The organism is Saccharibacter sp. 17.LH.SD (assembly GCF_009834805.1).
Classification (GTDB): domain Bacteria; phylum Pseudomonadota; class Alphaproteobacteria; order Acetobacterales; family Acetobacteraceae; genus Saccharibacter.
Window position 1 is genome coordinate 417946 of the sequence record NZ_WVHO01000010.1, and the last position, 14257, is coordinate 432202.

The 14257-nt window shown below is 44.5% G+C and carries 12 protein-coding genes and 2 tRNA genes; 6 read left to right on the forward strand and 8 right to left on the reverse strand.

All coding sequences use genetic code 11. The features are described from left to right. The first annotated feature begins 108 nt into the window (after window positions 1-108). The 5 genes from GS501_RS06515 (at window position 109) to GS501_RS06535 (ending at window position 5252) form a co-directional block, all read left to right on the forward strand. Window positions 109-1356, forward strand: coding sequence for a tyrosine-type recombinase/integrase (locus GS501_RS06515; RefSeq protein ID WP_160831043.1), 1248 nt, complete (start codon window positions 109-111; stop codon window positions 1354-1356). 4 nt (window positions 1357-1360) lie between these two features. Further along, window positions 1361-2095, forward strand: coding sequence for a hypothetical protein (locus GS501_RS06520; protein WP_160831044.1), 735 nt, complete (start codon window positions 1361-1363; stop codon window positions 2093-2095). Between the two features lie 91 nt (window positions 2096-2186). Next, complete coding sequence (locus GS501_RS06525) at window positions 2187-2399, forward strand: AlpA family transcriptional regulator (protein ID WP_160831045.1); 213 nt, start codon at window positions 2187-2189, stop codon at window positions 2397-2399. Continuing rightward, window positions 2396-4801 (forward strand): VapE domain-containing protein, encoded by a 2406-nt coding sequence (locus GS501_RS06530; RefSeq protein ID WP_160831046.1) that lies wholly within the window; start codon window positions 2396-2398, stop codon window positions 4799-4801. The genes GS501_RS06525 and GS501_RS06530 overlap by 4 nt, the downstream gene beginning before the upstream one ends. A 232-nt stretch (window positions 4802-5033) precedes the next feature. Then, on the forward strand, window positions 5034-5252 hold the full coding sequence (locus GS501_RS06535) for a hypothetical protein (RefSeq protein ID WP_160831047.1): 219 nt from the start codon (window positions 5034-5036) through the stop codon (window positions 5250-5252). Here the strand turns inward: GS501_RS06535 and GS501_RS06540 are convergent. The 5 genes from GS501_RS06540 to GS501_RS06560 all read right to left on the reverse strand — a co-directional run bounded on the left by GS501_RS06540 (window position 5249) and on the right by GS501_RS06560 (window position 12892). Continuing rightward, a complete protein-coding gene (locus GS501_RS06540; RefSeq protein ID WP_160831048.1) occupies window positions 5249-6163 on the reverse strand; it encodes a hypothetical protein in 915 nt (304 codons plus the stop codon). The genes GS501_RS06535 and GS501_RS06540 overlap by 4 nt on opposite strands. Window position 6164: 1 nt before the next feature. Beyond that, on the reverse strand, window positions 6165-11369 hold the full coding sequence (locus GS501_RS06545; protein ID WP_160831049.1) for a type ISP restriction/modification enzyme: 5205 nt from the start codon (window positions 11367-11369) through the stop codon (window positions 6165-6167). 177 nt (window positions 11370-11546) lie between these two features. Further along, window positions 11547-12158 (reverse strand): hypothetical protein, encoded by a 612-nt coding sequence (locus GS501_RS06550; RefSeq protein ID WP_160831050.1) that lies wholly within the window; start codon window positions 12156-12158, stop codon window positions 11547-11549. A gap of 12 nt (window positions 12159-12170) precedes the next feature. Next, window positions 12171-12560 (reverse strand): hypothetical protein, encoded by a 390-nt coding sequence (locus tag GS501_RS06555; protein WP_160831051.1) that lies wholly within the window; start codon window positions 12558-12560, stop codon window positions 12171-12173. A gap of 56 nt (window positions 12561-12616) precedes the next feature. Then, entirely contained in the window at window positions 12617-12892 is a 276-nt protein-coding gene (locus GS501_RS06560) for a hypothetical protein (RefSeq protein ID WP_160831052.1), read from the reverse strand. A gap of 232 nt (window positions 12893-13124) precedes the next feature. On the opposite strand from GS501_RS06560, the gene GS501_RS06565 reads away from it, so the two are divergent. Further along, window positions 13125-13349 (forward strand): helix-turn-helix domain-containing protein, encoded by a 225-nt coding sequence (locus tag GS501_RS06565; RefSeq protein WP_370517954.1) that lies wholly within the window; start codon window positions 13125-13127, stop codon window positions 13347-13349. 135 nt (window positions 13350-13484) lie between these two features. Here GS501_RS06565 and GS501_RS06570 read toward each other — a convergent pair. The 3 genes from GS501_RS06570 to gpt all read right to left on the reverse strand — a co-directional run bounded on the left by GS501_RS06570 (window position 13485) and on the right by gpt (window position 14250). Then, window positions 13485-13561, reverse strand: a tRNA-Arg gene (locus GS501_RS06570). A gap of 20 nt (window positions 13562-13581) precedes the next feature. Beyond that, window positions 13582-13658 (reverse strand) — tRNA-Pro (locus GS501_RS06575). A gap of 79 nt (window positions 13659-13737) precedes the next feature. Continuing rightward, complete coding sequence (gpt, locus tag GS501_RS06580) at window positions 13738-14250, reverse strand: xanthine phosphoribosyltransferase (protein ID WP_160831053.1); 513 nt, start codon at window positions 14248-14250, stop codon at window positions 13738-13740. Window positions 14251-14257 lie beyond the last annotated feature (7 nt).

Below are 14257 nucleotides of genomic sequence, written 5' to 3' on the forward strand. Positions count from 1 at the left end.
TTGATAAACTACAATTTATTTAAAATTTTCCTCTCATACAATTTCATATTTTCCCATTGCTACGCGTTGTTTTTGTGCCCTATATGTTCCCTATGGAGGGCAAACAAGATGCCAAGCAGTACGGGAAAACCCCTATCAGACTATACGCAGGGGAAACCACTCTCTGACAAAACACTTCGCTCTATACGGAGTGCTCTTCCTTGGACAGGACAAGAAGAATGTGCAGATGGCCTCACGCCAGGCCTTTTATTACGTGTATCAAAAAATCGTATGTCATGGGTTCTTCGCTACAGAAATGGCGGGAAGATGCCTCGTCTAATCCTAGGTATCTATGAAGGAAATGGTCGTGGCATAGGATTAAAAGAAGCACGCGACCGAGCATCAAGCGCACAAACAAAGATTAGAAATGGAGGCGATCCCGTTGCTGAGCTTAAAGCGCTGCGACTTACGAACGCTGCACGCATTCACGCTCCTACCTTAGACAAACTCATACAACGCTATGAGGAAGAAGAGGCTCCTTCTCGTGGGCAAAATGGACAAGGCGCTAAGACATGGAAGACAGGCGAAGCACAGAGGCGCATTCGACATGTATTCGCGCCTCTTCTCACTACTCCCCTTCCCGATCTCACCGGACCACAACTACAAAATGCGGTTGATGATCATTCTTCTCGCTTTAGCGCTGGGGCAGCAGTTCGTTACATAAAACCTGTCTTGAAATGGGGAGCAAAAAAGGGGCTCCTCTCCATGGAAAGTGCCTTATGGATAGACCAACCAAAAAACACTCATACTCCCAGAGAACGCGTCTTATCTCGTGATGAAATTCGAGCCATTTTGGCCAATACATCCTCCATAGGAATGTGGGGCAATGTAATCCAAATGCTCTTCTGGACAGCATGTCGCCTGAACGAAATATGCCACGCTAAATGGTCAGACATCAAGCAAGAGGGCGACAGATGGACTCTTCACATCACCAATACTAAGCAAGGGCGCCCGCACTCCATCCCCCTTCCCTCACAAGCACGAGATGCTTTAAAACAACGCCAACTCACCTATGCCCCTGATCCAGATACCTTGCTGTTTCCCAATGCAAAAGGTAACGTTCTGGGAAACTGGGACCGAATGACAAAACGCCTTCAGCAAGAAAGCGCAACTACTGGCTGGCACCGCCATGACATTCGCCGTACCGTCGCGACGCTAATGGGGGAACTCGGCACACCGCGCGACGTCGTCGAAATCGCTCTCGGCCATGCCCTTTCCAGTGCATTCGGTGCTATGTCTGCTACTTACAACAAAAGCCGAGACGTAGAACGACATCGTTCAGCTCTACAACTTCTGGCTGATACGATTGGAATATAAGCTAATGGTAGAAAAGCGTCCCAGGACACTCGTCATCCCTTATGACCCACAGGAAGAAGAAGAAAGAGACGCACGTCTAAAAAGTATTCTATCTCCTATTACAAGCCATCTAAACAGTATCATTCAAAAAATAGTCAACATATATGACAGTTTACTTTTCATTGGAGACATAGATCCACAATACCGTAAAAATAAAAAGAATAATATTATTACACGAAGAAAAGCACGATCAATAAAAAAAAGGTTCTGCCTAGAAATGAGAGATATTCTTAAGGAATATGATATCAAGGGACAATGGGTTTTCGAAGACAGGAAGGGACCTATAATTATAACAATCGAAAAACTATGGGATGAGCTAATAATAGGAAGAAATATTCGTCTTGTTTTTTTAAAAAATGAGAGAAAAAATAAAAAATTAGAACTCCATGGCCCCCAAAAAAGTGATTTAAATAAAATAAGAAATCACTCTAATTTTTCGGATTTCCTAAAAGACACTGGTAACTGTTTTCCTCAAGATTACACTTCAATTCCATATTATAAGAACAAAGCCCGGAATTTAAAGGAATACACTACCCCTTATGAAAATATGAAAGCCGCCAAACAAGAGACTAAGGAAGAATTACGCAGCATCGAGCAACAGATCTCTTTCTTAGAAAAACTACCAAAAAAAATTAATATTTCTAATGACGCCTTCGTCGAAGAACGAAAACTCCCTCCAAAACGAAGTGATCCAAAATAACACGAAATACATGTAGTTCGGAAAATCGTTTCTGAACATCTTAGCTCCATGAAGCGTCATGCATCCCGCTGACGCGAAATGGAGGACAATCATGTCACCTCTTATACTTCTAAATTCAAAAGAGACCGCAAAGCGCGTTAACCTGTCGGTCTCCTCTCTTTATCGGCACGTAAACGCTGGTCTTTTCCCGCGCCCCGTAAGAATTACGTCCAATCGCGTCGGCTGGCTGTCATCCGAACTTGATTCCTGGATCGAAGCCCGGATTACTGAACGCGACACTCCAGAAAAAGGAGTGAAAGTATGAGCAATACTAACAATGATCCACGTTCATTCTTATCCTTCATGATTGAACAAAACCAGCACGTGCATCTGTTCAGCATCCACTCCCAACAGGGAGCGCCACACACTTTCATAATAGACAAAAATTCGCTCAATGACGGAATATCTTGGATTGAGGAAGAACAACGACAGAAAAGAAATATTTACTGGCAAGTAAATACATCCTCCAAAGACCTCACAAAAAAAGCAGCTAAGGGCGATATCGTTACCCTTACTGCTACGTGGGTCGACATTGATCCTACCCCAGATCTACCGAGGGACGCGGCACGCAGACAGATACAAGAAAAACTAGAATTTTTAGAAGACCGGGATGCGAAACCTCATCTTATTATTGATAGCGGAAACGGCTTTCAATGTATCTGGTTTACTGTGAAAGAAAAAGCCACTCCTGATAGCGTGCAATTTGCAGAAAAAACCAACAAGGAATTAGCCGAAATTCTCCGCGGAGACAGGGCCGCAACGGATGTTTGCCGTATCCTAAGATTTCCTGGCACAATAAACTTTCCAGGGCCTGCCAAACAAAAACGCGGTTACACCATACAATCTGCAAGTATCCTCCATATTGATAAATTACAACCTCCTCTAACAAAGGAAGAAATTAAAACACTCCTCTCACGTCTCTCATGCCCGCCAAACCCCGGCAGAAAGAGCTACGCATTTCTCTCCCCTCACCCCGGCCCAAAGTGTAATCCATCCCCACACTCCGAAGGAAATATCTTGTCATATGAAAGAACCCAACCATCAGAGCATAATCAATCCTACAACCGAGCATGCTTGGAAAGTGTAATTTCCCACTTACAAAACAACGCGAAAAACCAGGAATACTCTGATTGGCAGCGTGCAGGCGCCAATTTAAAGGGATGCGTCAAAGAGGGTCATCTCTCTGATAAAAGCGCCTTAGAGCTTTTCCAGAACTTCTCTCAACATAATTACCCAAACTATGACGCTGATAACGTATCCCGTCGCTGGGCCACTATTGGAGGTGATGCAGCAGGAGCAGGATTGGGGGGACTTATTAACTTTGCCAAGGAAACCGGATGGACACCTCCTCGGCTCACAATGAAGCCCAGCGATCCTGCCGAAATAGATGCTATTTTAGCACAAGGGCAAAACAATTCTCCTCAACAAGAGAGGCTTCCCGAAAATATAAAAGCAAAGCTACAAAAAACGGCGAATGGAACTCCCATAAGTAACGTAAATAATGCACTCACCGTCGCAAGAAACACCCCAACTCTGAAGGATATATTCCATTTTGATATGATGAACCAACAATGCGAGATTAGGGAGGAAATTTCCAATAAATGGCACCCCGTCACGAGTGAAGATGAAACACATATCCAATGTCGCCTTCAATCTCTCGGACTAACTGGACTTATTGTTCAAACAACAAGGCAAACTATTGAAAAAATATGCAAGGAAAACTCTTTCCATCCCTTACATGACTGGCTGAACACCTTGCAATGGGATGGGAAAGAGCGCGTATCATCGTGGCTTTCCACCTATTTGGGAACTGAAGACACTCCTTACACCCGAGGAATTGGTCTCTGCTTTCTTATCGGCATGATTGCTCGCATCATGGAGCCCGGTTGTAAGATGGAAACCATGCTCATCCTTGAAGGAAAACAGGGCACAGGGAAAAGCAGAGCATGTGCCATTTTAGCTGGTAAATATTTTGGCGATCATCTGCCTAATTTATCGGACAAGAAAAAAATCGGCGAATATCTTCTCGGAAAGTGGCTTGTAGAAGCATCTGAACTTGAAGTCATGCGGAAAAAAGAATCAACTGAACTCAAAGCATTTTTATCTACTCAAACTGATGACTTCAGAGCTGCTTATGCCCGGCGCAATGTCAAAATCCCACGACAATGCGTCTTCATCGGCACCACCAACCAAAGTGAATATCTTCGTGATGAAACCGGAGCGCGGCGCTACTTTCCAGTAAAAACGGGAGTAATAGACACAAAAGCTTTAGCCCAAGACCGAGAACAACTTTTTGCAGAAGCTCTGCATTTGTTCAAACAAGGAGAGAAATGGTGGCCTAGCCCCGAATTGCAGCATATGGCCAACCAGGAAACAGAAAAACGCTATGAAAGCGATCTATGGGATGAGCCTATAAAAGAGTGGCTGGATAGACAAGAAACCTCCTCCTCTTCTTATCCTCCATCCTTTTCCAATGAAAGGAGAAACAGTCCCCCTAGGCTGATCACTTCAACTAGGATTTTGACGGAAGCGCTTAGTATGCCACACGAACGCCAAGACCAACGAGCAAAACGCCGTGTAAATGGCATCATGAAACGTTTAGGGTATGAACAAAATCGAAATGGCAAAGAACGCTTTTGGAGAAAAGACCAGCCTCCCTTACCCTAATAACGACAGTATGATGACAATCTAACAGGCAAAGTGTCATACTATTTCTCTAGGTTCACAAACAACTCTGCAAGGAATGACAGAAGAGACACTCAACAACAAAAACTATATGGAGAGAAATATATGCCCCCTCCTCATATAGTAATCTCTTATACTCTTACAGGAGATTGAAACAATTTGAGCGTCTCTTCCGTCACATACAACACCCTTATGCTTTACCACGGAGTATTTCATGAGTTACATCGCCTATATTGCCCGCACCGCACAATCCCAACTCTCAAAAGAGGAACAGAAACAACAAAAACGCGCTCAACAAGAGGCCGAATGGAAGGCCCAGCGCGAACGCACCGCACGCGAGAAAGAGCAGCTTAAAGAAACCCTACGGCAAGAACGCCGGGCTCGTAGAAAGGCTGAAAAAGAGCGCGAGATGTGGGAGAGGTTGTGTCCTTAAGAAAGGGTTAACATCACGATAGGCAAACAGAGTTCTATTCTATCTAAAGAAACATTTTCTTCAGGAATCCGCCCCAAATACACAAGTTTCATAAGTGAATTAAACTCTTTGTTTTCCTCACTATCTTCTTCTAGCAAGCCTTTTTCCTGAAAAAGTTTCAACGAACTCTCAAAACTATCGTAAACAGGGAAACGATCTTCATTTATATTATTAGAAACACGCTCTACCTTGCCCATACTAAAGGAAAACATATTGCCACCTGACGCACGCAACCTATCAGCAAGCTGAACTCCTAATTTTTCTTTCATAACAAGATAAGTTTCGTCTGTAACTGATGGAATTCTCGATAGCATATCTTTCCGTTCCAAAAGCCATCTCTGTGCTTCTTGTAAACCACGATATTTTAATATTGCCAAAGAAAGCTTATCCACTATCATTGGATTTTCTGCATCTTCTTTATTTAATATCGACAATGTATTATATCGAATAACTGGAGGTAGAATAGAAAACGCCGTCATAATAGGTTCATTATATCCGAACCTATATTTCCTAAAAAAAATCACAAATAAATATGATATAACCATATAAAGACTTTCAATACAAACTTTCAAATCATCATTAGTAATCTTCCTTATAACTTGCGTATGAGTACAATCATTACCATTCTCTTTAATAACATCTAGAAGGTGCGTGAAAAAATCTTCGTCTTTTATAAGTCCTTTCAACTCATTGATGATCTTTTTATTACCAAGCATTACTTCTTTATCTGACGCTAGGTTTAATATCTTCCTTACCAATATCTCAGCATACTGCCTGATTGTTTTTATCTTCCCTCGATTAGAAGATCCTTGGTAATCCTGCATTATATCCGTACATAAATGCATATACTCATTGTGATCAAAATTACTCATATTATCTTGCCTCCATCCTAGGTAAAGCCTTCACAATCTTCATCGTCTCCAGAGACACCGTCACAACCTTTAGGAACAATTCCAACGGATAACGAGGGTTGTGCATTTCTTCGATGGCCCAACGGTTAGCATCGTTGGTGATGCCGCTTTTTTGGTCTGTGCTGATGCATTGCCGCTCTATAACCCAATCTAAGGCAGGCTTGCCATTGATGATATAATCATAGGCTTCTAGTGGAATATTGGTGACCGTTACGTAAGGATTATAAATGAGCATTGTGCGGTCTTTTTCCCTCGCTTTGCCATCTTTTTTAGAAGCATAAGCCATTTGTTCTACACGGAAAGTTTCCTCGGCACTTCCCGCATTTTTTATCTGCACGTTCTCATTCTTTTCTGGGTCATAATATGGCTCTTGCGCATCATACTCGGTATGCAACGTGGCTAACTTGCGCCCCGCTTGGGAAAACTGTGTAAACGCCTCCCATGTTTTGACGCGTGGAATGCGCGGGAGTTCTTTACTCAGAGACGTTGCGTATTTCTGACGATACTCAGGAGAATGCAGCAATCCATATACATAGAAGAACACATCCTCTTTACTGATCTCTTTCCCTGGATAGGCTTCCTGGAAATACGCTAGCCCGGAATCAGTTAGGGCGTATTTTCGGCGATAGCCGTTATGTAAAGAACCTGCACTGTTCCCCTGGGTGAGCAGGTTACCTTGCCCGCCTTGTTCTGTTTCTTCTTTTTCATACACGTAGAGTGAGAAGCATTGGGTACCCGTAGCCGCTCCCAATATACTAAGATCAGGCAATTCATTCACAATAAAACAAGCAAAACGCGCTACTCCTGTACCCGTCACACAAACCGCCAAATTTTCAGCTTGTGCGTAAGGAAAGAGTCTAGGCTGTTGGCTCATATCCTCATTCAGGCGTCGCCCAAAGAAAAGATGCTCTTTTGTAAAAGGACGATAACTACCAACCCTTATCACCCCATCATCATAGGACAACGGCTTATTGTACACCGCATCCCGCCGAATAGCCCGCGTCCAACTCATTACTTGTGATTGAAATACCGGTGATTTTTTTAGCTCCTCTTCGAGCCTCTCTCTGTTTTGCCCTAAACCAAATCCATGCAAGCGCTGGCGTTCTTGCTCATAGCATTCCACCATAGCGTGCACATTTTTTTCAATTACTTTTTGTGAAAAATTCCAAACCCAAGGGTCTCTCCCTGTTCCCAGTCCACGAGAATACAATCCAAAGAGCGTCTCTTCCTTTTGCCCTTTCTTGCTCCCCATAGAGATAAATTCAGAGAAGCTCTCATCCCGTTGGTTAATCCATTCATGATGTTGGTTCGGGACAACTTCCTGCCATAACCCTTCTTTCTCAATCCCTTCTACAGATTGGAACATACCCAACTTCGCAAGTTTTTGCTCACGCGTTAGGTAATCCCCAATATCGTGGAAGAAAATTTTTCCACGAATTACCGAATTAGGGTTTTTCACCAAGATGGAGATAGCGATAGGCGAACGACTGCCTTCCCCGAAAATCTTTCCTCCTTCTTTTCGTGATAGTTCGCCAGATGTGCGCTGATTTCCTCTCAAATGAAACACGTAGAGATCAGAGAATTCTTCCGCCAAACATTTCCTTACACCAGCAGCAGCCGCGCCTTCTAAAAAACCGGCTCCACTGACAAAGCCTATGACGCCCTGTTGATCAATACGATCAGATGACCAGCGCAAAGCACGAATATAGGAATCATAAAGAGAATTTTTATTTGTCGATTGCGAGAATTGTACATAGCTCTCAGCAATAGCCTTATCCAAGCGCGGGTATTTCACCAGTTCCGTGCCATCACCCGCTTTCGTGGCACCCGATGAATAAGGCGGATTAGCAAAAATCACGCGAATATTTCTGTCATCAGCTTCGCGACGAATACGATCAGCATTGCCACGCATACCTGCCAGACGTTCAAGGTCTTTATTGTCCAGCATGAAAGTGTCGGTAAACACGCCACCATTAAAAGGCGTCCACTCTCCCGTAATGCGGGCATATTCAGTCTCGATATTAATGGTCGCAATATAATAGGTCAGCAACATAATCTCATTCGCCCAGATCATGCCGCTTTCATATTTCTCTTTCACCTGCTCAGGTGACAGAATCCCTGAGGCTAACAAACGAGTTACAAAAGTCCCCGTGCCAGTAAAAGGGTCGAGCACATGCACATTGTCTGCCCCCATGCCATGGCCAAAGTTCTTCTGCATCACCGCTTCTATGGAATGCAAAATAAAGTCTACCACCTCTATAGGCGTGTACACCACACCAAAGGCCTTAGCATCGCGTGGAAAGGCGTTTTTAATGAACTTTTCATAGAGTGTTTTGATAAGTTTTTGCCGACCGACAGCATTCATCCCCCTAACAGAACGCTGCACTTCATCCCAAAATTCCTTGAGTTCCACCCCTTCAAATTGGGCAAGCCCAGCGTCACGAAAAGCTTGAACACATGGCTCAAGCTCACGTGCAACGGGATTCTTCTCCGTTCGATTGGCTTCACCATCACCAAACAACGCTTCAAAAAGTGGCATGGTAACGATGTGCTGTGCCAGCATTCCTGTAAGCTGCTCTTCAGACACAGCATTGTTTAACGTTTTACGAATATTCTTCAGTAAAGTTGAGAACGCCCGGCGGACATTATCATATTCTGAATTTGCCGTGCTTTTACGCATGCGGGTAATTTCAGCAATGAGCTGTTGAGCGATAAAGCCTGCCTTCTTAGCCCATTCGTCCCAATAAACCCCACTACCCAAACGCTTCACCAACCGTGCTCGTACTGCACCGCCAAAAGCATCTACCTCTTGGCGAATATGCTGTTCAAGCTCCAAATCAAGGTTTTGCGTGCCGTCCCCATCCTGAGCAACGCGCTGCTGCTCTCTTTCTCGACGTTCTCTATTCCCTTTTGCTTGTGCTTCGCGCTCTGCCTGAGTGGCATCACTCCCCAACATATCCGTTCCGCCATCGGCAGCACGTTCTTCGTCCGTCTTCTTACGCTGTGGAAGTGCTGTAACAGTTAGCAGGTTAGTAATACGCCCCCGTGCCCCAATGGCTACCTGGTTCGCATCCGCTTCTAATTGTGGATCATGCGAACGTAAAGCCGCAGCAATCTTCCATAAAGAAGCAAAGCCAGAGCCTCCAGCATCAAGATAGGTCTCAATCTCACTATCACGAACAAAATCAGGAATGATAATCGGGACAACAATATAGCCCAGCGACTTCCCTGGAGCTTTGCGCATCACTCGCCCAACGGACTGAATAATATCCGCTGTAGAGTTGCGCGGCGAAAGAAATAACACCGCATCTAGCGAGGGAACATCAATCCCTTCTGACAAGCACCGCACATTAGAGAGAATACGGGACGTTCCCTCCGGTGTCTCTGCCTTTAACCACCGTAAAGCTTCTTCACGCTCACTTCCTGACATAGAACCATCAACATGCCGCGCCTCTGCCTGTTTGTCCGTCAAGCCATTCTCTTGATCGTAAAGATTAGCCACATGAGAAAAAACACGAGCAATTTTTTTAGAAGACACAAGCGGCGTCTGTTCTTCAATCGCACCACAAAACGCTACAGCCCGCTTCATTTGTTGAGGAATAGGCTTGTCAGTCTCTTCAGCCTCACTCTCTACGGCGAGATCATGACCTAACATCGCACGCCAACAACCAATAATACGTGACGCATCATCAAGATGCACACGTGCTTGTTCTTCCTCGTCCTTCAGCTTCCCGCCTTGTTTACGTCCTTTCTTCTTAGCCCTCTCGTCTACCTTTGCTTCTGACGCTTGGCGGTCTGTCTCATCTTCTGAACTCGCGAGTATTTTCCGGACATCACTTTGCTGAATACGGAGCACAACGAGGCGATAGTCACATAGATGCCCATCATCCACGGCTTGACGGAAACTATAGGCAAAGACTACAGGCCCATAAGTCCTCTCATCATCCATGGACGCCAATACCATGGATTGCTGACTGGCCTTGTTCTTTGTACCCTCTGCGTAAATACGCGGCGTTGCCGTCATATAAAGACGATGCTTTGCATGCAAATAATCCGCATCATGCACTGCCTGGAACACACCGGGGTCGTCCCCTTCTTCAACAAGTCCCGTAGTACGATGTGCCTCATCACAAATCACCAAATCAAATGCAGGCAATCCATGCGCACATTTCTGCGCCTCATGCACAACCGCAATTGATTGATAAGTAGCAAAGATGACTGTCATACCCGACTTCTGGACCCGTTGACCGCTCTGGAAAGAGCGCACTAACGAAGCAGGGTCTGTCGTTGCAGGATAAGATAAGGTCTGGATAACAAAACGTGCTCCCTCCTCATCTACCACACGCTTACCGGTATCCGAATCTGAACAGACAACATAAGGTGTAATGGGCAAGCTGGTCTTATTTGTCCATGAATCAAGCGTCTGCTGCACCAATCCAAGTGACGGAGCCAAAAATAAAACTGTCTTCCCATCGCCCGCAATTTTCTCTGCAATAGCCAACGAAGTTAGCGTCTTCCCGGTACCACAAGCCATATGAAGCTGAGCGCGCGCCTTCTTTTGCTCACGGAACGCGCCATAACATGCCAGCACAGCCGACTGCTGATAATCACGTAATGAAAGAGGCTCTCTCGCACCGTCTGTTAAAAGAGCCTCTTCTGGTAGATAATGCGCCCAATCAAAGCCACTTTCTTCAAGTGCCTGATGATCAATAATAATCAGTTTATTTTCATAGGCTGTTTTTTGGGCATTCCCTCCTAGAGGAGCCGTTGTAATGAGCAATCGCTCTGAAAAACCATTCTCTCTCAAAGGACTAGCAGAAATAAATGAATCTATTTCCTTCTTAGAGATACGTGCGCCCGACGTAAAAAATTTACACTGTATCGCAACGTTACGCCCATCATGACAAACGCCAACAAGATCAATACCTGTATCCCGTCCGTCTGAAATACGCTCCCCATGGTCTATCGCCCAGTCCCTGTACGTCTTAACCGCCTTAAACAGAACAACCCAACGAGGGCTATTTTTTAAATAAATAAGACATAATTTTTCAAAATTCGTTCCCCGATCTCTATTCGTCGGGGACGAGACGTCAATCCAATTTAATACATTTTCAAAAGGAGAGCCCTGAGAATCTGAAACGGCAGAAACAACATTATTCTCAGGCATAAGGAGCGACCTTTTAATAAGCAATCACAATAACAGTGCCATTATATAGCCACATCCAATATCTGACGAGACGCCATGGGAATGAAAAACTTTCTCTAATAATGTCCGTTATAAAAGCCGCCCCCCTCATTTTCCCGTTGGTCCATGAGGGATGGGGGCATGACACAAACGCAGTTATTAACGATCCATCTCATCCGGTGGGAAAGGAACAGGTGGCGGCAAAGGCTCCTGCGAAAGCGTCTCCTTTCTCCGAATTTTTAAGCGTTTGTGATGATGCAAAAGCGATGACCCAGAAACAGAAACTTGATGAAAACGCGATGCACCCATCGGTGTATTGTTTGGTGCATCATAGGGATTTCTGTAACCCACGCTACCTGTATGCGGATTGATGTTCCCTCTCGTGCTCCAATTATTCAACTTTGTTTTATCCGGATTAGTTGAATAATGACCAGCTACATAGGTACCGTCCCGCCGCATATATGATCGGGTATAATGCTCACCAGGATAGGGTAAAAACCCTCCCTGTCGAGCAGCAAAAGCTCTTTCACTACGAGCGTCCATCGGTGGGCTTGTCGCTATGCTAGTATTAGCACCGGGACAGATACCTTGGAATGAACAAGAAAGGCTCTGCCCAATACCCAGCCCCTGCATGACATTTTGTCCCATAGTCCCTGCACTTCCTCCTCCCCACGGAAGATTGGGATTAGGCCCAAAGGAATAAGGAGCGGCTAATACTGGCATCGAGTAACAAGAAGAAAATCCTATGAGAATCACCAATATTCTTTTCATAAGAATAACCCCCTATAGGATGCTCTTTTTGTGCGCAATAATACGATCTATTATTTTCATCGCAAGAACTGTATGATTGTATATTTCTTTATAATACTCGTTATATACAGACCCATTCCCTTTTTGCATTTCTTTTCTTACTTTATTGTAAACGACAATTAGAGCTTTTTGTGCGTATTGAAATGCTTCTACGCTCAACGTCACATTAACTGAAGACACCCCTCTACCGTACCAAATTCTGGCCCCTTCTGCTCTACCAGCAACAGAAGCCCAAGATAATTTACTCCAAATGCCTTGATTAACATTTTTAAACATTTCAGATAATCTCGCTATTTCAAATAATATTACAGGAACCGTTTCCATAAGCTCATTGCTAATTGGGGCATTCTTTGAAGTCATCATAACCTCCTGATGAGTAATAACACCGTTATTCTTTTTCGGGATAATCCACTGATTTTTTATTGTGCTCTGCTCAGAAACTCATTCACCATATGAGGCAAGACAAAGAGCAATCCAGGACAAGCAATTAAAACTCCACCCCACCAAGGCCAACCTAAAACATTCACAGCCCCCAAATAACTTCCGATAACTATCACAATGGAAGTACGAAAAAAGAAAGCTATCCCAAGAGAAATTAAAGTAAAAAAAATTCCTATTGAGGCTTGAAGACCAACAAAGCTTAGGCACAAATCGTAAATACCTAACGCTGCAAACCCTAAGAACAGAAGCGGCATATTTGTCCCCTCATTTACACATAATCTCTATTTATTCACGCTACTGGGGAGGAGATTAGGAACTTATTCTTTAAGTCCACAAAGCCCCTTATTTCATTTTCGTTGAGAAACAATGATTCATCGCTTCTCTTCAATCCATGAAAGCTATTCATCCCAAGCTGTGTCATTAACAAATATCCTATTTTGGGATATTTTCCAATCTCTTTTTTACAGGGCCTTTTGGGAGGCCCTTGTGAAATCTATTTTTTCTGATCGTTATACCAAAATGCTGCAACTTCTCATTACAGCACGAAAGGAGAAATCCCTGACACAAGTAGAGTTAGCCTTACAGCTTAAGAGACCCCAATCCTTTGTCTCAAAATATGAGCTCGGGGAAAGGCGTATTGATGTCATCGAATTTATTATGATCTGTGAGGCAATCTCGGCTGATCCTTGTGCCATCATCCGGCAACTCTAATCAAACACCTAAAAAACCATATGGGCTAAAACGGCGTGCCTATGCGCTGTTTTTTGTTCCCTATACGTTCCCTATGGAGAGAAATACCTTAATTTTCGGGGGAAGGAAATGTTCAAAAAATCGCAGTTTCTTATGTGGTGCGCCCTGCTGGATTCGAACCAGCGACCCACAGCTTAGAAGGCTGTTGCTCTATCCAGCTGAGCTAAGGGCGCTCTGCCTTCATAACACTGCGTGGTCGGGGCGCCCGGACTCGAACCGGGGGCCTCTTGTACCCAAAACAAGCGCGCTACCAGGCTGCGCCACGCCCCGACGACTTGAGGGACACTAGTCTTATTGATCTGAATAGGCAAGAGGCTTTCTCGCCTATTTTTCATTTTTTTTGAAAAACTTAGCGTTGCTCACCACGAATTAACGGTGGAACAAACAATGGTGCCGTATCCCATGGGAACAATACCCACGTATCCTGCGCGACCTCAGTGACGAAATGGTCAGTAAAAGGCTTTCCATCGGGCTTCGCATAAAGACAAGCAAAAACCGCCTTAGGAAGCATTTCTCTTACATAGCGCGCTGTCACACCGGAATCGACAAGATCATCAACGATGAGGAACCCTTCCCCATCTCCAGCCGCAGTAGGCGCTTTTAAAAGTTTAGGCTCTTGCTGCGTGCCTTCTTCACCCTCGTAGCTTACAACGGAAACACTTTCAATTAAGCGGCATCCCATTTCACGCCCTAAAATGGCGGCAGGAATTAACCCTCCACGTGTGATAGCGACCAATCCACGAAAAGGTGCATGTTGACGCATGAGAGCCGTCGCAAGGATACGCGCATCACGATGAAGCTGATCCCAGGTTACAGTGGCATAATTCACGGATTGCGGAGTAGGATTTTGTGCTGATGTCATAATCTTC

Excerpts from the sequence above, each read along its gene's own strand:
- GS501_RS06515 (WP_160831043.1), top strand. The coding sequence starts at position 109 with ATGCCAAGCAGTACGGGAAAACCCCTATCAGACTATACGCAGGGGAAA.
- GS501_RS06520 (WP_160831044.1), top strand. The coding sequence starts at position 1,361 with ATGGTAGAAAAGCGTCCCAGGACACTCGTCATCCCTTATGACCCACAG.
- GS501_RS06525 (WP_160831045.1), top strand. The coding sequence starts at position 2,187 with ATGTCACCTCTTATACTTCTAAATTCAAAAGAGACCGCAAAGCGCGTT.
- GS501_RS06530 (WP_160831046.1), top strand. The coding sequence starts at position 2,396 with ATGAGCAATACTAACAATGATCCACGTTCATTCTTATCCTTCATGATT.
- GS501_RS06535 (WP_160831047.1), top strand. The coding sequence starts at position 5,034 with ATGAGTTACATCGCCTATATTGCCCGCACCGCACAATCCCAACTCTCA.
- GS501_RS06540 (WP_160831048.1), bottom strand. The coding sequence starts at position 6,163 with ATGAGTAATTTTGATCACAATGAGTATATGCATTTATGTACGGATATA.
- GS501_RS06545 (WP_160831049.1), bottom strand. The coding sequence starts at position 11,369 with ATGCCTGAGAATAATGTTGTTTCTGCCGTTTCAGATTCTCAGGGCTCT.
- GS501_RS06550 (WP_160831050.1), bottom strand. The coding sequence starts at position 12,158 with ATGAAAAGAATATTGGTGATTCTCATAGGATTTTCTTCTTGTTACTCG.
- GS501_RS06555 (WP_160831051.1), bottom strand. The coding sequence starts at position 12,560 with ATGATGACTTCAAAGAATGCCCCAATTAGCAATGAGCTTATGGAAACG.
- GS501_RS06560 (WP_160831052.1), bottom strand. The coding sequence starts at position 12,892 with ATGCCGCTTCTGTTCTTAGGGTTTGCAGCGTTAGGTATTTACGATTTG.
- gpt (WP_160831053.1), bottom strand. The coding sequence starts at position 14,250 with ATGACATCAGCACAAAATCCTACTCCGCAATCCGTGAATTATGCCACT.